General features: G+C 75.1%; 17 protein-coding genes. 8 read left to right on the top strand and 9 right to left on the bottom strand.

The genetic code is table 11. The features are described 5' to 3' along the window. Entirely contained in the window at positions 1-1086 is a 1086-nt protein-coding gene (locus tag ACH4PY_RS33270) for a DUF5937 family protein (protein WP_398191732.1), read from the bottom strand. A gap of 102 nt (positions 1087-1188) precedes the next feature. Here ACH4PY_RS33270 and ACH4PY_RS33275 point away from each other — a divergent pair, with 102 nt between their 5' ends. Both ACH4PY_RS33275 and ACH4PY_RS33280 read left to right on the top strand, forming a co-directional pair. Continuing rightward, positions 1189-2499 carry an MFS transporter gene (locus ACH4PY_RS33275; protein ID WP_398191735.1) on the top strand — a complete coding sequence of 437 codons (1311 nt, stop codon included), beginning with the start codon at positions 1189-1191 and terminating at the stop codon, positions 2497-2499. After that, a complete protein-coding gene (locus ACH4PY_RS33280) occupies positions 2496-3122 on the top strand; it encodes a response regulator (protein WP_398191738.1) in 627 nt (208 codons plus the stop codon). The genes ACH4PY_RS33275 and ACH4PY_RS33280 overlap by 4 nt, the downstream gene beginning before the upstream one ends. A gap of 35 nt (positions 3123-3157) precedes the next feature. Here the strand turns inward: ACH4PY_RS33280 and ACH4PY_RS33285 are convergent, their stop codons facing one another. Further along, the gene (locus ACH4PY_RS33285) at positions 3158-4606 is read right to left on the bottom strand and encodes an MFS transporter (RefSeq protein ID WP_398191741.1); all 1449 of its coding nucleotides are present in this window, start codon (positions 4604-4606) and stop codon (positions 3158-3160) included. 237 nt (positions 4607-4843) lie between these two features. Here ACH4PY_RS33285 and ACH4PY_RS33290 point away from each other — a divergent pair, with 237 nt between their 5' ends. The 4 genes from ACH4PY_RS33290 (at position 4844) to ACH4PY_RS33305 (ending at position 7979) form a co-directional block, all read left to right on the top strand. Beyond that, complete coding sequence (locus ACH4PY_RS33290) at positions 4844-5515, top strand: class I SAM-dependent methyltransferase (RefSeq protein ID WP_398191744.1); 672 nt, start codon at positions 4844-4846, stop codon at positions 5513-5515. A gap of 105 nt (positions 5516-5620) precedes the next feature. Continuing rightward, positions 5621-6535, top strand: a complete 915-nt coding sequence (locus ACH4PY_RS33295; protein WP_398191747.1) for an N-acetylmuramoyl-L-alanine amidase — start codon at positions 5621-5623, stop codon at positions 6533-6535. Between the two features lie 202 nt (positions 6536-6737). Further along, positions 6738-7553, top strand: a complete 816-nt coding sequence (locus tag ACH4PY_RS33300; protein WP_398191749.1) for a hypothetical protein — start codon at positions 6738-6740, stop codon at positions 7551-7553. A 141-nt stretch (positions 7554-7694) separates the two neighbouring features. Continuing rightward, positions 7695-7979, top strand: a complete 285-nt coding sequence (locus ACH4PY_RS33305) for a hypothetical protein (protein ID WP_398191752.1) — start codon at positions 7695-7697, stop codon at positions 7977-7979. 42 nt (positions 7980-8021) lie between these two features. Here ACH4PY_RS33305 and ACH4PY_RS33310 read toward each other — a convergent pair whose 3' ends face one another. Genes ACH4PY_RS33310 through ACH4PY_RS33320 form a run of 3 tightly spaced genes read right to left on the bottom strand, consistent with a single transcriptional unit; the run spans position 8022 to position 11379 of the window. Beyond that, on the bottom strand, positions 8022-9128 hold the full coding sequence (locus tag ACH4PY_RS33310) for a prenyltransferase/squalene oxidase repeat-containing protein (protein WP_398191755.1): 1107 nt from the start codon (positions 9126-9128) through the stop codon (positions 8022-8024). Beyond that, positions 9125-9886 (bottom strand): class I SAM-dependent methyltransferase, encoded by a 762-nt coding sequence (locus tag ACH4PY_RS33315; protein ID WP_398191758.1) that lies wholly within the window; start codon positions 9884-9886, stop codon positions 9125-9127. Before ACH4PY_RS33315 ends, ACH4PY_RS33310 begins: the two co-directional genes overlap by 4 nt. Continuing rightward, the gene (locus tag ACH4PY_RS33320; RefSeq protein WP_398191761.1) at positions 9880-11379 is read right to left on the bottom strand and encodes a glycosyltransferase family 4 protein; all 1500 of its coding nucleotides are present in this window, start codon (positions 11377-11379) and stop codon (positions 9880-9882) included. Before ACH4PY_RS33320 ends, ACH4PY_RS33315 begins: the two co-directional genes overlap by 7 nt. A 205-nt stretch (positions 11380-11584) precedes the next feature. Between ACH4PY_RS33320 and ACH4PY_RS33325 the strand changes: the two genes are divergently transcribed. Further along, positions 11585-12184 carry a TetR family transcriptional regulator gene (locus ACH4PY_RS33325; protein ID WP_398191944.1) on the top strand — a complete coding sequence of 200 codons (600 nt, stop codon included), beginning with the start codon at positions 11585-11587 and terminating at the stop codon, positions 12182-12184. A 291-nt stretch (positions 12185-12475) separates the two neighbouring features. Next, positions 12476-13081 carry a LuxR C-terminal-related transcriptional regulator gene (locus ACH4PY_RS33330; RefSeq protein ID WP_398191947.1) on the top strand — a complete coding sequence of 202 codons (606 nt, stop codon included), beginning with the start codon at positions 12476-12478 and terminating at the stop codon, positions 13079-13081. On the opposite strand, the gene ACH4PY_RS33335 is transcribed toward ACH4PY_RS33330, so the two are convergent. The 4 genes from ACH4PY_RS33335 to lanKC form a co-directional block, all read right to left on the bottom strand. Further along, positions 13050-14789 (bottom strand): ATP-binding cassette domain-containing protein, encoded by a 1740-nt coding sequence (locus tag ACH4PY_RS33335; protein WP_398191764.1) that lies wholly within the window; start codon positions 14787-14789, stop codon positions 13050-13052. The genes ACH4PY_RS33330 and ACH4PY_RS33335 overlap by 32 nt on opposite strands. A gap of 322 nt (positions 14790-15111) precedes the next feature. Next, positions 15112-16788, bottom strand: a complete 1677-nt coding sequence (locus ACH4PY_RS33340) for an ABC transporter ATP-binding protein (RefSeq protein ID WP_398191767.1) — start codon at positions 16786-16788, stop codon at positions 15112-15114. 443 nt (positions 16789-17231) lie between these two features. Further along, positions 17232-17348 carry a SapB/AmfS family lanthipeptide gene (locus ACH4PY_RS33345; protein WP_398191770.1) on the bottom strand — a complete coding sequence of 39 codons (117 nt, stop codon included), beginning with the start codon at positions 17346-17348 and terminating at the stop codon, positions 17232-17234. Positions 17349-17416: 68 nt separating this feature from the next. Continuing rightward, positions 17417-20107, bottom strand: coding sequence for a class III lanthionine synthetase LanKC (gene lanKC, locus ACH4PY_RS33350; RefSeq protein ID WP_398191773.1), 2691 nt, complete (start codon positions 20105-20107; stop codon positions 17417-17419). Positions 20108-20208: the final 101 nt, after the last annotated feature.

The raw sequence follows: 20208 nt of genomic DNA on the forward strand, positions 1-20208 counted from the left end.
TCACCGCAGGACGGCCGACAGCAGGTCGCTGCCCAGTGCCGTCAGGTCGGGAAGGTTGAGGGAGTAGCGGACGTACCGGCCGTGCCGCCGGGACGTGAGCAGGCCCGCGCGGCGCAGGACGGCGAGGTGGCGGGAGACCTCCGGGGGCGACAGCCCCCAGAAGTGGGCCAGCTCGCTGGTGGTGTGCGGGCCGCGGGCCAGCGTGCGCAGCAGCCGGAGCCGTACCGGGTGGGCGAGGGCCTCCAGCCGGAGGGTGACCGTCTCCACGGAGACCGGCTCGGCCGGGGCGGGCCCCGCGACGGGGTACTGCACGACCGGGTGCCACCCGGGCGCGTGGACGGCGACCAGGTGCGGGCGGTTGAAGACGCTGGGGATGAAGGTCGCCCCGGCGACGCGGGCGGCGGTTGCCTTGTCCTGGACCTTGTCCACGACGATGCACCCGCCGTCCGCCGCCAGGCCGACCGCGCCGGAGACCGAGGTCAGCGCCGCCCCGAGGCCCTGCCGCCTGAGCAGCTCGTTCTTCAGCCGCAGATCGGTCGCGAGCTGCACCACGACGCCCGCCCAGGCCGCGTCGAAGAACGCCTCCGCGCACTGCTCCAGGGTGCGGCGCACCCGCGCCCGCACCGCCGCCGGGTCCGCGAGCAGCCGTTCGGCGAAGGCCTCCTGGAGCGCCCCGCGGGCCTGCGCGACCTCCAGGGCCCGTTCGCGCGCCCGCGCGTCGGTGAGCGGCGAGGCCCCGCGGAAGTGCACCCGATTGCTGCCGCAGGTGGTGACGAGCGCGGCCGTCACGTACGTCTCGTCGTCGATCCGGTCCACGTCGTCGAGTTCCTCGGCGAGGGTGGACCGGGGCCGCCCGGGGATCAGGAAGTCGGCCTGCGTGTAACGCCAGAGGAACTCCGCCTCCCGCAGCCGCTCGGCCAGCTCCGGCGGCAGCCCGGCCCACACGTCCGCGGCCCACGCGGCGAACTGCGGGTGGTGGCCGGGTTCGGCGAGCACGTGCAGCATCGCGGTCAGTTCGGCCAGCGGGGAGGCGGCGAACCGCACCGGCTCGGAGGGCGCGCCGCTGATGTCGATCCTCAGCGTCATGCCCCCATCATCACCGCACGGGGGCCCGGGTGGCGGCGCCGATTGACGGGAGGCGTCAACCGGCGTGCCCCGCCGCGGCGGCCGGGCGCACCGTCTGACGTCATGGCAACCACCACCGCGCTCCGGCCCCGCGCCCTCGTCCGCGCCTCGGGAGGCCCCCGTTACGCCGTCGCCCTGGCCGTGGACGCGCTCGGCACCGGCCTGCTGCGGCCTTTCCTGCTGCTGTACGGCGTGACGGTGCTGGGGCTGTCCGCCCCGGTCACCGGCACCGCGATGACGGCCGGCATCGTCGTCGGCCTGGGGTGCATGCCCCTGGTGGGCCGGTGGCTGGACCGCGGCGCGCGCAGCACCGTCGTGGCGGCGTCGATGCTGGTACGGGTGCTGGGTGTGGCGCTGCTGCTGGCCGCTCCGGCGGGGCACGTCCCGCTCTTCGTCGCGGCCGCGCTCTTCCTCGGCATCGGCAACCAGGCCTGGCCGGCCGCACATGCCGCGCTCGTGGCGACGGTCGCGCACGGCAGGGAGCGCGACACCGCGCTCGCCGGGGCCCGCGCCCTGCGCAACGCGGGCCTCGGCGCCGGGGCGCTGCTCGCGACCGCGTGCATGGCGGGCGGCACGGGGGCGCTGCGGACGCTGGCGGCCGTCACCGCGCTCGCCTACCTCGCCGCGGCGGCCCTCGCCCGGTCGGTCCATGTGCGCGCGGACCCGGCGGACACCGTCCCGGCAGGGGACGGGACCGGCATGCCCGCGCCCGCGCCCCGGATGGGCCTGCTGCTGGCCGCCAACGTCGTCTACGTCTTCTGCCTCAACGTCCCCGAGGTCGCGCTCCCGCTGGTCCTGACGACACAGCTGCACGCGTCCGCGGTGTGGCCCGGGGCGGTGTTCGTGGCCAACACGGTGCTGGTCGTCACGCTCCAGGTGCCGCTCACCGCCGCGCTGGCCCGCTTCCCGCGGCGGACCGTGCTGGCCGCCTCCGGGGTGCTGCTGGCCGTCTCCTACCTCGGCTTCCTCGCGGCCGTCCCGCTGGGCGGCGGCCGGGCGGTCCCCGCCGTCGCCGCGGTGTCCGTGCTCTGCACCGTCGGCGAGATCGTCTACGCGGGCAGCGCCACCGCCCTCGTCACCGCGCTCGCCCCGGCGCCTGTCCTGGGCCGCGCCCTCGCCCGCTTCCAGCTCTCCACGGGCTTCGGCCTCGCCGTCTCCCCCGCCGTCATCACCGCGCTCGCCCCGCACGGCCCGGCCGCGCTGTGGGGCGGTCTGGCCGCGGCGACGCTCGGGTCCGCCGCCGCGGTGGCCGCCGAAGGCCACCGCGGGCGCGGCCCGGACACGGCCCGCCGGGCCGGAGCGCCCCGGCCCCGCCCGGAGCGCCCCGGGCTCGGGGAAAGGCCCGCTCGGGCGGGCCGTAAAGTGGCGGGGTGACGGAGGACGGGGCGCGGTCGGTGCGGGTGCTGCTCGCCGAGGACCAGGGGATGATGCGGGGGGCGCTGGCGCTGCTGCTGGACCTGGAGGACGACATGGAGGTCGTCGCGCAGGTCGGGGCCGGGGACCGGGTGGTGGCCGAGGCGCTGGACGTACGGCCCGACGTGGCGCTGCTCGACATCGAGATGCCGGGGATGAGCGGGCTGGACGCGGCCGCGGAGCTGCGGGAGAAGCTGCCGGAGTGCCGAGTGCTGATCCTCACGACGTTCGGACGTCCGGGCTATCTGCGGCGGGCGATGGAGGCGGGGGCGGCGGGCTTCCTGGTCAAGGACGGGCCCGTGGAGGAGCTGGCCGGGGCGATCCGGCGGGTGCTGCGCGGGGAGCGGGTCATCGATCCGGCGCTGGCCGCCGCGGCGCTGAGCGCCGGGCCGAGTCCGCTGACGGCGCGGGAGCGGGACGTGCTCAACGCGGCCGCGGACGGCGCGACGGTCGCCGACATCGCCGGGAAGCTCTTCCTCTCGGAGTCGACCGTCCGCAACTACCTGTCCGCGGCGATCGGCAAGACCGGCAGCCGCAACCGCATGGAGGCGGTGCGCGCCGCCCGTCAGAACGGCTGGCTCTGACGGGCGGCGCGTGACCGCTCAGCGCGGCCGGGGCCTCATCCCTTGAGCTGGGGCTGCGGCTTGGGCAGCAGCACCGCGAGCGCGCTCGCCCCGACCAGGAAGGCCGCGCTCACCAGGAACGCCAGGCCGTAGCCGGAGGACAGCGCCACCGCGTCGCTCGCGCCCGCGTGTCCGCGCGCGGTGATGCGGGAGGCGGCGATCGTGGCGAGGATCGTCAGGCCCAGGGCGCCGCCGAGCTGCCGGGAGGTGTTGAGCAGGCCGGACACCAGGCCCTGGTCCGTGCGGCCGATGCCGGACATCGCGGCGGCCGCGACCGGGGTCATCATCAGGCCCGCGCCGAACATGGTGAGGAGGCCGGGTCCGAGGATGATGCCGACGAAGGTGCTGTCGGCGCTCACCCGGCTCTGCCAGGCCAGGCCCGCCGCGGAGATCAGGCCGCCGCAGGCGACCAGGAGCCGGGCGTCGAAGCGGGCCATGAGGCGCGGGGCGAGCTTGGACCCGGCGACGATCGCGATGGTGTGCGGCAGGAACGCCAGGCCCGTGCGGATCGGGCTGTAGTGCATCACCTGCTGCATGTAGAGGGACAGGAAGTACCACGTCGAGAAGGTCGCGGCGCCCGACACGAAGAGCAGCGTGTTCGACGAGGACACCGAGCGGATGGTGAACAGCCGCAGGTGGATGAGGGGTTCGGCGGTGCGTGCCTCGACCGCCGTGAAGAGCGCGAGCACCAGCAGGCCGCCGACGAGCGGGCCCAGCGAGCGCGCCGACGTCCAGCCGTGCGACTCGGTCTCCGCGATCCCGTACGCGAGCGCGGCGACGCCGCCGGTCACGAGCACCGCGCCGGGGATGTCCAGCCGGCGCACGGACTGGCCGCGGCTCTCGGTGAGGAAGAGCACCGCGCAGATCAGCACCAGCGCGCCGATCGGCACGTTGACGAGCAGCACCCAGCGCCAGGACAGCCAGTCGGTGAGGGCGCCGCCGACGAGGCCGCCCGCGGCGCCGCCGCCCGCGCCGACCGCGGTCCAGGTGGCTATCGCCCGGGTCCGCTCGGGGCCTTCGGGGAAGGAGGTGGTGAGAATGGACAGGGTGACGGGGGCGAGCACCGCCGAGCCGAGGCCCTGCACCGCCCGCGCGGTGATGAGCATCGCCGGGTTCTGCGCGAGGCCGCCCGCCAGGCTCGCGGCGGTGAACAGGCCGAGGCCGGTGACGAAGGTGGCCTTGCGGCCGAGCAGGTCGGCGGCGCGGCCGCCGAGCAGCATGAAGCCGGCGAAGGTGAGCGCGTATCCGTTGACGACCCACTGCTGCGCGCTCTCGCCGAGGCCGAGCGAGGTGCGCATCGAGGGCAGCGCGACATTGACCACCGACACGTCGAGCACCACGAGGAACTGCCCGGCGCACACCGCGAGCAGCACCGCCCAGGCGGGTGCCGCCCTGCGCGTGCCGCGGTCGGACGGGGTGGTGCGCTCTCCGAGGATTTCACTCATGGGCCCCATGCTCCCGGTCCGGAGGCCTTCTCCGCATCGGGACTTGGGACTACGACCATGGCCCCGGGTGCCTACGCCGCGCGGCCCGCGTGCGGCTACCGCCCGCGGCCCGGGGGGCGTACGCCGGGCGTCCGGCGGGACCGGCGGCCGCTCGCCGCGCCGACCCGGGAGGACGCGCCCTGCGTACCCGCACGACCTGCGGCTTCGTAGGATGCGGGGATGACAGAGGCGACGGGGATGACAGAGACGGCGGAGACGGCGGGACCCGCGGCGGACGTGCTCGCCGCGTTCCAGGCGGCCCGGGGGTTCATGCCCGCGGACGAGGGCCTGGCCCTGCACGCGGCGGCGCGCGGCGCGGCCGCGCGGCTGCGGCTGCCGGTCCTGGAGATCGGTACGTACTGCGGGCGTTCGACGATCCTGCTCGCGGACGCGGCCCGGCGGGCGGGCACGGTCGTGGTGACCGTCGACCACCACCGGGGCAGCGAGGAGCAGCAGCCCGGCTGGGAGTACCACGACCCGACGCTGGTCGATCCGCACACCGGGCTGATGGACACCGTCCCGCACTTCCGCCGCACCCTGCACGCGGCGGGCCTGGAGGATCACGTCGTCGCCGTCGTGGGGCGGTCGCCGCAGGTCGCGGCGCTGTGGGCACGTCCCTTCGGTCTGGTGTTCATCGACGGCGGCCACACCGACGAGCACGCGGGCGCCGACTACGAGGGCTGGGCGCCGCGCGTGGCGCCCGGCGGGCTGCTCGCGATCCACGACGTCTTCCCCGACCCGGCGGACGGCGGCCAGGCCCCCTACCGCGTGTACCTGCGCGCGCTGGAGTCCGGCGAGTTCGCCGAGGAGTCGGTGACGGGCTCGCTGCGGCTGCTGCGCAGAGTGACCGGAGGCGATCACACGCGGTGACCGCCACCGCCCCGCGGCGGACGTACGGTAGCGGCCCGGTCGCGCCGGGTGGCCGTTGCGCGGGGGCGGTGCGGGGCGGCGAGCCGGGCCGATAGAGTCGCGGGCGTGTTCAGCAACGAGTCACACGGGGGCACTCGGAGCAGGTCGCTGGCCGTCACGGCAGTCGTGGTGGTCGCGGCCCTGGCCGGGGGCTGGTTCGTGTACGACGCGCACCGCGGTACGGACGCCGGTACGGCGGACGGCCGCGGGCCCGCGGCGGCGCCCGCCGCCGATCGTACGAGCCCCGCCCCGGTCGCACACGGTGACTCCGCGACTGCGGGCCCGGCGTCCGCGGCGCCCCGCAGGGAGCTGACCGGCCGCGTCGTCGTGCTCGACCCGGGACACAACCTCGGCAACGCCCGGCACACCGCCGAGATCGACAAGTCCGTCGACATCGGCACCAACCGCAAGGCGTGCGACACCACCGGCACGGCGACGAACGCCGGTTACCCCGAGGCGACGTACACCCTGGACGTCACCCACCGGGTGCGGGCGCTGCTGGAGGCGAGCGGCGCGAAGGTGGTGCTCACCTACGACGGCGACCGCCCGTACGGCCCCTGTGTCGACGAGCGGGCCCGGACGGGCAACGCGGCGCACGCCGACGCCGCCCTGTCCATCCACGCCGACGGGGCACCGGCCGACAAGTTCGGCTTCCATGTGATCGCGCCCAAGTCCGTGCACAAGGGCGCGGCCGACACCCGCGCGGTCGCGGCGCCCTCGCTGCGCCTGGCGACCACCCTGCGGTCGCACTTCACGGCCGTGACGGGCGAGCCGTTCGCCAACTACCTGGGCGGCAAGGGCCTCACCGTCCGCGACGACCTGGGCGGCCTCAACCTCACCAGGGTGCCGAAGGTCTTCATCGAGTGCGGCAACATGCGCAACGCGCGCGACGCCGCCGAGATGACCGACCCGGCCTGGCGGCAGAAGGCCGCCGAGGGGATCGCCGACGGACTCACCGCCTTCCTGGAAGGGAAGAGGTGACAGGGCTGTAGCAGTCCGGTATGGATCGTGCACCAATGCGTATACGAGGCCACCCGGTCAAGATCGTCCCCGTACCATGGGGCACCTCCCCGAACTCGACGGTGCCAGGGCGCACATGCCGCACCCGCGGCGGGTGCGAGAGCCGTTGCGAGAGCACGACAGACACCAGCAGAAGCAGTACCGACAAAGGACAGGACCTGACGTGAACATCCGCTCCCTGACCCGAGGAGACGGCGCGGTGATCGGAGCAGCGGCGCTGCTGCTCATCGCTTCCTTCCTGCCGTACATCAGCATCGACTCGCAGTACGGGTCCGCGTCCAAGAACCTCTGGCACTCGGGCCTCTTCCCGGTGCTGCCCGCGGTCACCCTGACGGCCGTCGCCGCCGGTGCGGCGGTGTTCGCCTCGCACGCCCCGCAGTTCAACGGCAAGCAGGTGCTCGGGCTGTCGTTCAAGCAGTGGTCGGTGGCGCTGTCGCTCTTCGCGGGCTGGACGGCCGTGTGGGCCGTGCTCTTCACCGACTTCGGCGGGTACGACAAGGGCGCGGGCGCCTGGCTGACCTTCGTCTTCGGCGTGGTCATCGCGGTCGTCGCGCCGCTGTCGGACCGCCTCCCGGCGCTCAAGGCGCCGCTGGCGAGCGCCCCCGCCCCGGCCGCGCAGCAGCCCTACGCGGTGGGCGGCCCGTCCTACGGCGCCACCCCGCAGCAGGCCGGCTACGGCTACCCGGGCGGCGCCCAGTCCGTCGACCCGAACTTCGGCCAGCAGCCGTACGGAGCGCAGACCGCCGCGCCGCAGGCCCCGCAGCCGACCGCCGCGGCCTCGGACTTCAGCGCCTTCTGGTTCGCGGTGCCGGTGCCGCGCCCGCTGTACGCGGAGGACGGTTCCGGCGCGCAGATCGCCGAACTGACCCCGGGCACCTGGTACCTCGCGGTCGACCAGCGCGGTGCGCAGCTCATCGCGCAGACCCAGGACGGGCGCCGCGGCGTCCTCCAGGACAGCAGCGGAATCCAGCGCGGCTGAACCGTATCTCCTCAAGGCACCACACGGCGGCAGGCCTCCCCGCACCGGGGCGGCCGGCCGCCGTTCCGCGTGTCCGGGCCCGCGCGTGCGCACCGCTCCCGCACGGGGTTTCGAACGACGGATCGCGGCAAGACAGCCGTCATGTACAGACGTTACGGCGGCAACCCCGCCGCGGCGATCATCATGATCGCCGCAGACATCGCTGCGCTGATCCTCATCCTGTGGATCATCTTCTTCGTCTTCGACGCCAACCGGGGCAACGACCTGGTGAACTGGGTCCACCACTCGGCGAACTGGCTGGCGACCTGGTCGAGGGACCTCTTCACCCCGGACAACGCCAATTGGCGCACGGTCCTCAACTACGGCCTGCCGGCCGTGGTCTACCTGGCCATCGCCCAGGTGGTAGCCGGCCGGGTCAACCGCTGACCGGCCCCCGGTGACCCACCGGAGCCTTCTCCTTCAGAACGTTCAGCACTCTCGGAGCCGGGGCGGGCAGCAGCCGGGCGCAAGGCCGTTCGGCAGCCGCTCCGCCCCGAAGACGGCGGTGGTCGCCTCGTCCCCCCCGAGTGCGGCCACCGCCAACAGCAGCGCGCCCGCCGTCCAGGTGGTGCGCTCCACGGGCCAGTAGGCGTCGTCGTCGAAGACGTAGCCGGTCCAGTACAGCCCGTCGTCCGCGCGCAGGTGCTGGATGTCGGCGAGGATGCGCACCGCGCGGTCCGACTCGCCCACCGCCCACAGCGCCAGGGCCAGTTCGGCGCTCTCCCCGCCGGTCACCCACGGGTTGGGCAGCACGCAGCGCACCCCGAGGCCGGGCACCACGAAGCGGGACCAGCCCTCCTCGATCCGGGCCACGGCGCGCGGGCCGCGCAGCGCCCCGGACAGCACCGGGTAGTACCAGTCCATCGAGTAGCGGGACTTGTCGAGGAAGCGCTCGGGGTGCCGGCGGATCGCGTGGCCCAGCGCACCGGTCGCCAGTTCCCAGTCCGGCTGCGGCTCCTCGCGGTGCTCGGCCAGCGCCAGCGCGCAGCGCAGCGCCTGGTGCACCGACGAACTCCCGGTCAGCAGCGCGTCGGTGACGACCGCCCCGCCGTCCTCCACGGATTCCCGCTTCCAGCCGATCTGCCCGCCGGGCTGCTGGAGCGCGAGCACGAACTCCACGGCGGCGACGACGGTCGGCCACATCCGGTCGGCGAACGCGTCGTCGCCGGTGGCCAGGTAGTGGTGCCAGACGCCGACGGCGACGTACGCACAGAAGTTGGACTCGCGCGAACGGTCCACCGGGCGCGCCGGATCGCCGTCCTGGTAGGCGGCGAACCACCCGCCGTCCGGCTGCTGGTGGCGGGCGAGCCAGGTGTACGCGGCCTCCGCCGCGTCCCGTTCGCCCGCGGCGTCCAGCGCCATCGCGGCCTCGATGTGGTCCCACGGGTCGAGGTGGTGGCCGGGGAACCACGGGATCGCCCCGTCCGGCCGCTGCGCGGCGAGCACCGCGTCCACCGTGTGCTCGGCCTGCTCGGCGGTGAGCACACCGGGCAGCACGAGCCGTTCGGTACCGCGCCACCGCCCGGCCCTGGTCACGCGGGGGCGTCCAGCGACTCGTCGAACACCGCGGCGGTGTCCGGCAGTTGCGGCTTGGTCGCGTACGCCACGAAGCTCTTGCCGATCAGCGGGTTGAGCGCCTGCTCGGCCAGCCGGGTGGCCAGCGGCTTCTTCACGATGTCCCACACCAGCAGCTTGTGGTAGAGCTTCACCGGCAGGGCCTTGTCGTTGTCGACGCCGACCGCGCACTTGATCCACCAGTACGGCGCGTGCAGGCCGTGCGCGTGGTGCGTGCCGTACGGGCGCAGGCCCGCCTCCCGCAGCCGCTCCAGCAGCTCGTCGGCCTTGTAGATGCGGATGTGGCCGCCCTCGACCTCGTGGTAGGCGTCGGAGAGCGCCCAGCAGACCTTCTCCGGCCCGTAGCGCGGCACGGTCACGGCGATCCGGCCGCCGGGCCGCAGCACCCGCACCATCTCGGCGAGCACGCCCTTGTCGTCGGGGATGTGCTCCATCACCTCGGAGATGATCACGACGTCGAAGCTGTCGTCGGGGAAGGGGAGATGGTGGGCGTCGCCCTCCATGGCCACCGCGCTCGCCCCCGCGGGCGCCTCGCCCGCCTCCCGCATCGCCGCGAACCACTTCGCGACCTCGCGGATCTCCTCGCCGTTGCGGTCCAGCGCGACGACGCGGGCGCCGCGGCGGTAGCACTCGAAGGCGTGGCGGCCGCCGCCGCAGCCGAGATCCAGCACGCGGTCGCCTTCGGCGACGGGGAAGCGGGTGAAATCCACGGTCAGCATGAGGTGCTCCCCGTTCCGGGTGCGTTGACGTTTCCGTTCGGGCCCGGGCCCCCAGGGGCGCGGGGAGCTGCGCGAGCAACCACCCGCGGGCCGGTGGTCCGGATCGGACCCGTCCGCCCCTCCGGGTCGGTGGCGACGCGCGCCACGGTGGTGGCCTGAGCGCGCAGTTCTCCCCCGAAGCTTCGCCCGGGAGGTGCCCCCACGCGCCCCTGGGGGGTGCCCTCCTGCGCAACGGCGCCGTACGCCGCGATCGCTTCGCGGTAGAGGTCCGCCGTGCGGGCGGCCGCGCGGGCCCAGGTGAAGTGGGTCAGGACGCGGGTGCGGCCCGCGGACGCGAGGCGGTGGCGGAGCGCGGGGTCGGCGAGGGCGCGGTCGAGGGCGGCGGCGAGGGCGGGGGCGTCGCCCGGCGGGACGGCCAGGCAGGTCTCGCCGTCGGGCCCGGCGACCTCCGGGACGGCGCCGCCCGTGGTGGCGACCAGCGCCGTGCCGGTCGCCATCGCCTCCGCGGCGGGGAGCGAGAAGCCCTCGTAGAGCGACGGCACGCACGCGACCTGGGCGCTGCGGATGAGGTCGACCAGTTCCGCGTCGCTTATGCCCTTGACGAAGTCGACCGCGCCTTCGAGCCCGTAGCGCTCGATCGCCTCGGCGACGGGCCCGGCCTCGGGGCGCTTGCCGACGACGACCAGATGCGCGTCCGGGTGCGCGGCCCGCACCTTCGCGAGCGCCTCGACGAGGAAGACCAGGCCCTTGAGGGGCACGTCGGCGCTGGAGGTCGTGACGATGCGGCCGGGTACCTCGGGCACCGCCGGGTCGGGGCTGAAGAGTGCGGTGTCGGCGCCGATCGGCACGGTGTGCACGCGCTCGGGGCGTACTCCGAGGTCCGTGGTGATCTCGGCGCTGGAGGAGCCGGAGACGGTGAGCACGGAGGGGAGCCGCCGGGCCACCCGCTTCTGCATGCGGGTGAAGCCGTACCAGCGGCGTACCGACGCGCGCCGCTTCCAGTCCTGCGCGGCGGCCAGTTCCAGCCGCCGGTCGACGGTGACGGGGTGGTGGATGGTCGTGACCAGCGGCATCCGCAGGCCCAGCAGTCCGTAGCCGAGCGTCTGGTTGTCGTGGACGACGTCGAAGTCGGCGCGGCGGGCGGCGAGATGACGGCGCGCCCGCAGGCTGAAGGTGAGCGGCTCGGGGAAGCCGCCGGTCCACATGGTGGCGACCTCCAGCGCGTCGATCCAGTCGCGGTACTCGCCGCGCGAGGGCGTACGGAACGGGTCCGGCTGGCGGTAGAGGTCGAGGCTGGGCAGCTCGGTGAGGGTGACACCCGCGCCGACCGCGTCAAGGACGGGGTAGGGCTGGGCGCCGATCACCTCGACGCGGTGGCCGAGCGCCGCCAGCTCACGGGAGAGGTGCCGTACGTAGACGCCCTGGCCGCCGCAGTACGGGTTGCCCTTGTAGCTCAGCAGCGCGATCCGCAGCGGTCTGGAATCTGCCGTCACTCCGGCCCCCTTCGCAGCGATTGAGCCGGAGCGTAACCGGTCGCGCTAATCTAGAACAAGTTTCAGACTCGATGGTACAGAGGGTGGATCACCCGGCAACCGGACGGCCCCCCGCGGGCCGGACGGCGCCCCCGGGGGGCCGCCTGCGCGACGGACGGACGTGCCCATGGACCGCGTGACCGGTGGTGTGACCGGCAGGACCGGTGTGACCAGTGCGAACCGTGTGACAAGTCTGTCCGGTTTGACCGTACGACAGGAAGCCCGGCGGCGCCGCATCCTGGAGGCCAGCACCGGGCTCGCCGCCGGGGGCGGTTTCGACGCGGTCCAGATGCGGGAGGTCGCCGAGGAGTCCGGGGTCGCGCTCGGCACGCTCTACCGCTACTTCCCGTCCAAGATCCATCTGCTGGTCGCGGTCATGCAGGACCAGCTCGGGCGGTTGCACGGCACGCTGCTGGACCGCCCCCCGGCCGCCGCCACCCCCGGCGAGCGGGTGGCCGAAACACTGCTGCGGGCCTTCCGGGCGCTCCAGCGCGAGCCGCTGCTCGCCGAGGCCATGGTGCGGGCGGTGATCTTCGCCGACCGGTCGGTGCGCGAGGACGTCGACACGGTGTCGGTGCTGACCCGGGCGATCATCCTGGACGCGATGCGGCTGGGCGGGGAGCCGAGCGCGGAGTGCCTCTCGGCCGTCCGGGTGGTCGAGCACACCTGGCACGCGGCGCTGGTCAGCTGGCTGACCGACCGCGCGGCGGTACGGCAGGTGCAGACGGACATCCGCACGGTGTGCCGGCTGATCCCGGCGGGGTGAGGCGCGGGCGAGACGCGGGTGAGGCGCGGGACGAGGCCGCGCCGATGTTTGGCCAAAGCCTGACCGTGTCACCCACACGGGTGGCGCGAAACGTGTCGCGCCGCGCGCCCCCAAAAGCATCCGATTCACCCCTGTCCACCACTGAATGACGCGAATACGGGTCCTCCAGGACAACTCGCCAGGGTAGGAATGGACCGCTCTCTTCCGGTCCCGTCCGTGGCGACCGGCGTGCGCCGAGACAAGGGGACGGCCGAGTTGATACGCGTTCTGGTGGCCCATGACACCAGCCTGATGCGGTCCGCACTGGCGGCGCTGCTGGGCAACGAGCCGGATTTCGAGGTGACCGACGTGGGATGGCAGCAGATGGGTGAGCCGGGCCGATGTCGCGGCACCCATGTGTGCGTGGTGGACGCGGACTGCCCCGGCTGGCGCCGGCACGCCGACCGCTACGCGACCCCGGCCGCCGGAGTGCGCAGGCGCACGGACGGCGGCAACGGCTCCGGCGGCGGCGCGTGCAGCGCGGTCATCGTGCTGACCAGCAGCGGCAAACCGGGCAACCTGCGGCGCGCGTACGCGGCCGACGCGCTCGGCTTCGTCAACAAGGACCGTTCCGCGGATCGCTTACCGGCGGCGATACGCCGCGTCGCGGCGGGGAAACGGTTCGTCGACGAGTCGCTGGCCGTCGAATTCCTGCAAGCCGCGGACATGCCGCTCACCCCGCGCGAGCTGAGCGTGCTGTCGCTGAGCGCGGAGGGCGCGTCCGTCACGGAGATCGCCCGCAGCCTGCACCTGTGCAACGGCACGGTGCGCAACTACCTCGCGGCCATCACCCGGAAGACGGGGGCGCGCAACCGGGTGGACGCGATCAGGATCTCCCGCTTCGCGGGGTGGGTGTGAGCGGCGCCGCCGCGGCGGCGGGCGCCGGAGCAGGGGCCGGGGCCGGGGTCCAGGCGGCGGCCAGGTCCCGGTAGAGCGGCGAGAGCGCGAGCAGTTCGGTGTGCGGGGCGCACGCGGTGTGCGCGCCGTCCAGCACCAGGGTGCGGGCGGCGCGGCGCGCGGAGCTGATCCGGTGGGCGACGACGACCAGGGTCGTCCCCGGCCGCGCCGCGAACGCCCGCTCCGCGCGGGCCTCGGCGTCCGCGTCCAGATGGCAGGTCGCCTCGTCGAGCAGCACGACCCGGCCGGGGGCCGCGTACGTCCGTGCGAGCGCGAGCAGTTGCCGCTCCCCCGCGGACAGGGCCGCCGGATCGACCCAGCCGTCCGGCCCGCCCAGCGCGGCGACCAGCTCCCCCGCCCCCACGGCGTCGACGGCCTCCAGGACGGCCCGCTCTCCCGGCCCTCCCGCCGTCAGGTAGCCGACGTTCTCCGCGACCGTGCCGCGGAAGACGTACGCCTCCTGCGGCACCAGCACCACCTCCCCGCGGACCCGCACCTCCCCCGCACCGGCCCGCAGCATCCCCGCGACCAGCCCCGCGAACGTCGACTTCCCCGCCCCGCTCGGCCCCACCACGGCCAGGTGCTCCCCCTCCCCCACCGCCAGATCCACCCCGTCCAGCACCGGCGCCGCGCCCGGCCCGTACGCGAAACCCACCCCCCGCAGCTCGACGGCGGCCCCGGGCGCCGGGCTCCCCGGCACGGGCCTCGCGGCCTCCGCCGGATCCGCCCCCGCCGGGGCCAGCCGGGTGAGGATGACGCCCAGCCGGGTGCCCGCGGCGCCGAGGGTGTGGACGAGGTTCTGCAGGGCGGGCTGGAGGGACTGCGTCAGATAGGCGAACGCGCCGAGCAGCGCCCCCGGCGTCAGACGGTGCGAGGACAGCAGCCAGGGCGCCGCCAGCAGCAGCAGGACCAGCGGGAGCTGGCCGCCGACCGCGAGGGCCGCGGTACGCACCACCCCGAAGCGGGCCAGCGAGCGGGCGGCGCCCAGCGCGGCCCCGATCCGCTCGTCGGCCCGCGCGGCAACGGTCTCGCGCGCCCCGCACGCCGTGATGTCCCGCAGCCCCGCCGCGAGCGCGCCGCACTCCCGCGCCACCGCCTCGTCCGTCGTGAGGTAGCGGTCCTGCCGCCGCGCCAGCGGGCGCAGCGCCGCCACGAACAGCCCGACGCCCGCCACCAGCGGCGGCAGCACCACCAGCAGCAGGACGGGTGCCAGCGCGATCATCCCGGCCAGCGCGCCCGCCGCCGTGAAGACGAAGGAGCGCAGCACCATGACGATGCCGCCGAACGCGTCCCGCGCGATCTCCACCTGGTGGGTGAGCCGCGAGACGACCGCGGAGTCCGCCGTGCGCCCGCCGCCCCCGGCCGCCCGTACGGCGTCCCGCAGCCCACGCCGTACGACCCCGCGCACCAGCCGGTCCCGCAACGGCTCGACGAGCGCGGCGACCGCCCCGAAGACCCGCGCGGTCCCGTACGCCCCCGCGGGCACCCCGGCTGCGGCCAGCGCCAGCCACCACAGTCCGGTGCCCTGGCGCCCGCGCAGGAAGCCGTCGTCCATCGCCCGCGCCAGCGCGTAGCCGAGCAGGAACGTCTGCCCGGCCTCCAGCACGGACCACCCCAGCAGCACCGCGACGACCCCGCCCCGCCCCCGGAACGCGTCCCGCACCCGCATCCCCCCGCCCCCCGGGCCGCCATCGGCGTGCGCCCCGGGGGGCGGGGCGGGATCGTCGCGGTGCGCCCCGGCGCCGGGGACGGCCTTCCCGGGCGGGGCCGGACGCGGGCCGCCGCGGGCGGGGGCGGCCGACGCGCCGGCACCGGGCGGGCGTCCGGCGGAGGCTCCTTCCGTCGGCCCGCTCGTGCGGCCCGCGTCCGGGACGCCGCCGGTGGACGCGGGCCACGCGTCGGCGCCGCCCCGCCCCCCGGCCGCAACGGCCGGCTCCTGCCCGTCCGCACGGGGCTCGTCCGGGTCGGGCCGGTCTTCCGCGCTGGAAGCGCTACGCATCGAACGCTCCGAAGAGGGTGCGGTAGTCGGGGTCGGGCCACAGGGCGGCGTGCGGGGCCAGGGCGCGGAGGCGTCCCGCGTCCAGCCAGGCGACGAGGTCGGCGCGGGCCGCGGTGGTCGCGCGGTGGGTGGTGAGCAGACGGGTGCGGTGCGGGTGGTCGTGGAAGAGGGCGCGGGCCACGCGCAGTTCGGTGACGGTGTCGAGGCTGGACGTCGCGTCGTCCAGCACGAGCAGCCGCCCCGGGTGCGCGAACGCCCGCGCCAGGCCGAGGCGTTGGAACTCCCCGCCGGAGAAGGGCGCGTCCGCGCGGGGTGTCGCGTAACCGGCGGGCAGCAGCGTCACGAAGCCGTCCGCCTCCGCGGCGCGCGCGGCCCGCGTGACGTCCACGGCCGGGAGGGGCCGCGGCCCGAACGCGACGGCGTCCCCGACCGTCTCGCCGAACAGCACGGGCCGTTCGAAGGCGTAGCCGACCGCGTCGCGCAGCTCGCGCTCGGTGAGGTCCGGCAGCGGGCAGCCGTCGAGCAGCACGGTGCCGTGCTCCGGGTCCGCCAACCGCCCCGCGAGCGCGGCCAGTACGGACTTGCCGGCTCCCGAGCGTCCCACCACCGCGACGCAACTGCCGCCCGGCACGGTCAGGTTGAGCCCGTCCAGTACGGTCTCGCCGCCGCGGCACGCGGTCACGTCCCGCAGTTCGAGCGTCCCCGGGCCGTGCGGCGGCAACGTCCGCTCCCCGTAGGCCGGTACGGGCTCGGCCAGCACGTCGGCGATCCGCGCGGCCGCGGCCCGGCCGCGTACGACCGCGCCCAACTGGCCCACGACCACACCGATTCCGGTGGCCAGCAGGACGTAGCGGCCCGCCGCGAGGAGATCGCCGGGACTCAGGGCGCCCTGCGCCAGCCGGATGCCGCCCACCGCGAGGACCGCGATCTGGAGCAGCGGCACCAGAACGGTCGCCTGCGCCGTCGCCCGGCCCTGCACCTGCCACATCTTCCGCCCGTGCACGCCCAGTTCGGGCAGCGGCCCGAGCACACGGGCCGTCTCGCGCTGCTCCGTCCCGGCCGCGGCGATGGTGCGCGCCCCGCCGAGCGCCTCGACCAGCAGCGTCGCGATCCGGCCCTGCGTCTCCTGGTAGCCGGTCACGCAGTCCGCCGACGCGCGGGCGAAACGGTGCACCAGCAGTGTCAGCAGGGGGGCGCCCGCGAGGAAGACCACGGCGAGCCAGAGGTCGGTGAGGGCCAGCGCCACGATGCCGCCGATCGGTGCGGCCAGCGCCGCGGGGAGGGCGGCGGCGGCCGCGGGGGTGCCTGCGGCGTCGGCGGCGTTGCCGACCAGCCGTGTGACGAGGTCGCCCTCGCCGTGCCGGGCGGCCGCGCCCGGACCCGCCGCGAGCACGTGCCGCAGCGTGCGGCGGCGCACGAACGCGGTGGCTCGCGCCGTCGTCACGCCCGTGAGCAGGTCTTCGGCCGCGGCGGTGGCCGCCTGGGCGGCGACGATCGCCGCGCACAGGGCGACCCAGCGGGTCGCGGCCTCGCCGCGCAGCAGCAGGTCCAGGGCGTGGCCCAGGGCGGCGGGCAGCGCGACCGCTCCCGCCGCGGAGGCGAGCCCGAGCGCGGTCAGCGCGGTGACCCGCCCCACGTCCCGCCGCGCGGCGGCTGCGACGCTTCCCATGACCTCTCCTTCCGGGACGCTCCGGGTTGCGTACTGCGGTGCCCCCGCGCCACCGTGTTCGCCACGGGGTGCCCCTTGCGGAGGTGTCCGCGACCCAGAGCTTCGCCTGGGAGGTGCCCCCACGCGCCCCTTCACGCTCCGCGCTGCCCCCGGGGCGCAGCGCGCGATCTTCCGCGCGAGGTGGCTGGTCGCCCTGCGCGGCATGCGCGAGCCCCTGCGGGGGCTGGCCTTGCGGGCGAAGGCGGGCGTTTTTCAGGGGCGCGTGGGGGTACCTCCCAGGCAGAGCCTGGGGGAGAACTGCGCGCGCAACCCACCATCGGCAGAAGGTCGCGAGGTCCACCGCAAGGGGCAGCCCGTGGCGAAGGGGGGCCCGCCGCGGGGGCGGGGTACGGGGACGGCCCCGGGGGCGGTTGGGTCGCCGTCCGGGGCCGCCGCCGCGCGGGCTAGAGGCAGATCAGGAAGCTCACGGAGCTGATGCAGCTCAGCAGGCTCAGAGAGCTGGCGGCGCCGCCGCCGCTGTGGTTCTCGGTCTCCATGTTCTGCAGGTCGAGGAGCGCCATGACATGTCCCTTCGATCGGTTGTGCGTGGATGGGTGGTGCGCGGTCCCGGCCGGTGGCCGGGCCCGGTTCAGGAGCCGCCCCTGAAGGGCGGGAGGAAGGGCAACCCCGCGGCGGCGGCGCCGCCGGTCGCGGCGCCCAGGGCCAGCAGGCAGCCGGCGGTGCCGGTGCCGAGGTCCATGGAGAGCCGCATCATCTGGTTGCCGGGGAAGGCGAGCCCGCCGCCGTACGGCATGCCGTACCAGCCGAGTGCGCCGGTCTGTTCGGCGAGTGCGCCGGCGGGCACGGGGGTGCGGGTGCGGGCCAGGTGCAGCAGCGTGCCGGCCCGGCCGGCGAAGAGGCCGGGCTGGGCGTACAGCCGCAGTGTGGCGGCGCGCACGATGTCGGTGCGGGCCTGCTCGAAGCGGACGGCCTCGTCGGACGTGAGGGTCCCGGCGTGCCGGGCGAGCGGCAGCAGGTCGTCGAGGACCATGCCGATGCCCGCGCTGCCGTCGCCGAGGTAGGGCATGGTGCGCCAGCCCTCGTCGACGTCGAGGCCGCCCGCGGCGGTGTGCACGCAGCGGTCGAGGTCGAGGGAGAGGGCGCGGGCGGCGTGCACGAGCAGGCCGCGGGCGCCGGTGCGTTCGTGGAGGCGGACGAAGAGCAGTGCGGCGCCGGTCGCCCCGTGCATGAGCCCGGCGCGGGGGGTGCCGCCGGAGAGCCGGGCGGCGACGATGCCGGCGGCTTCGAGGGCGCGGTCGCGCAGCGAGATGTCGCCGGTGCTGCGGGCGAGGCTGTCGAGGACCAGGCCGAGTCCGGCGAGGCCGCCGTACAGGTCGGAGGCGAGGTGCTGCCACTTCTCGTCGAGCAGGCTGTGGACGAGGTCGAGGGCGCGCTCGGTGTGGCCGAGCCGGTCGAGGACGTACGCGATCCCGGCGACGCCGTCGTAGAGGCCGAGGGGGGTGCCGTTCGGGGGCGGCGCGGTGCGGTCCAGGAGCCAGCGTTCGCCCGCGGGGTAGCGGGGCAGTCCGGTCTCGGCGAGGGCGAGCAGCACTCCGGCGGCGCCGTGCGCGAGGCCGAGCCCGCCGCCGTCGCCGAACTGCGCGATGTCGCCGGGGAAGAGCCGGTCGTCGCGCCGCGGTGTCGCGGAGGCGAGGATCGCGCGGGCCATGGCGTCGCGGGCGGCGGGCCAGTCCCCGACGTCGACGGGCAGGTAGCCGCTCGTGCCGTCCGTCCGGGCGGCCGCCGCGCGGGGGTGGTCCGGAACGGTGTCCCGGGTGATCTCCCGGACCGCCTCCGCGAGCCACTCGTGCGGCACCGGGAACTGCTCGGCGATGACCTCCGCGAGGTGGGCGGCCTTGGTGCGGTCGATGGGCAGCAGGGTGGTGACGGGGAGGAAGAGGGCCAGCCGCAGGCACGCGAGGGCGTAGTGGTCGACGGCGGTGCCGCGGCGGTCGGGGGGCGCCATGAAGCCGGGGTGGGCGACGGACTGGCCGCGCCCGTCGCCGGCGTCGGTCGCCGCCTCGAAGTCCAGCAGGCGGACGGATTCGTCGTCGGGGCCGACCATGACGTTGTACATGTGCAGGTCGTTGACGACGAGGCCGCGGGCGTGGACGGCGGCGACCGCCCGCGTGACGCCCTCGTGGATCCGCAGCGCCCAGCGCGTGTAGTCGGCGACGGCCTCCGGGTCCGGCTCGGGGGTGAGCAGCGGGTGGCGGTGGCCGAAGTAGCTGTTGAGCGGCTTGCCTTCGAGGAATTCCATGACCAGGAAGCGGTGGTCGCCGAGGGTGAACCAGTCGCGCAGCTCGGGGGCGACGCCCGATCCGCCGAGCGCGCGCAGCACGTCGCGTTCGCGCTCCAGGCGGGTGACGGCGTCGGCCCCGTCGGAGGCGAGTCCGGCGTGCGGGCGGCCCTCCTTGAGGACGACCTTCTCCCCGGTGCGGGTGTCGGTCCCGGTGTAGACGCCGCCGCCGTTGGAGAAGTGCAGCGCCTTCTCGATGCGGTACGGCAGTTCGCCGACGGTGGTGGCGTTGCGCGCCTCCAGGTGCGGGCGCAGGAAGTCCGGCAGCGTCACCCATTCCGGTACGTGGAAGGCGGGCGCGCGGCTGTCGGGGACGAGCCGGCCCTCGGCGTCCTCGATCGCGGAGACCAGCGTGCCGTGCTCGCCGACGCAGAAGCGTTTGGCGAAGGCCCCGTAGCGCACGTAGAGCGGGCCCTCGCGCCAGCGCAGGTCGGTGAGGATGTACGGGCCGCTCTCGCCGTCGAGGAGTTCGCCGAGTTCTTCGAGGATCTCGTGCAACTGCTCGTCGCCGTCCGGGTAAATGGTGACGAACTTTCCGCTGGTGTCGCGCCCGGCGTATTTCGAATTGCGCAGGTGCAGCAGCTGCGGGCTGGGCACGAATTTAAACGGAATGCCGCGCGGCACGCAGTGGTCCCATACCTTGGCGGCGACCTTGTCGGCGTTGCCGAGGCCGGCGGAGACATGGATCTTCCAGCCCTGCAAAGGGCGTCCGGCTCCGTCCCGACCGCTGGGGCCCGGGTCGAGGTGCAGCCAGTCCCCGACCCGGAGCGTGTGCCAGCCGGCCGGTACCTCGCGCTGCGCGGTCTCGAAGGCGGCGACCGGCGTCCGGACCGGCCCCTCTCCCGAGACCGCGCCGGACACCGCGCCGGCCACCGCGCCGGATGCCGAAGCGGAATCGCTGGACACGGCCATGGGAAGCCGGTCGAGGCTTTCGTAGAAATGCCGGTCCGCGAGGCAGAAAACCTCGTAGCGGTTGTCCATCGATCCCCCTTGTGGCGGTGACGGACACGAGATTTCCATATCGGCGGGCGGGCGGAGAAGTCACTGTTGTCACGTCCTGGCCGTGACGAACGCACGGGTCC

The organism is Streptomyces sp. NPDC021224 (genome assembly GCF_044332905.1).
Taxonomy (GTDB): Bacteria; Actinomycetota; Actinomycetes; order Streptomycetales; family Streptomycetaceae; genus Actinacidiphila.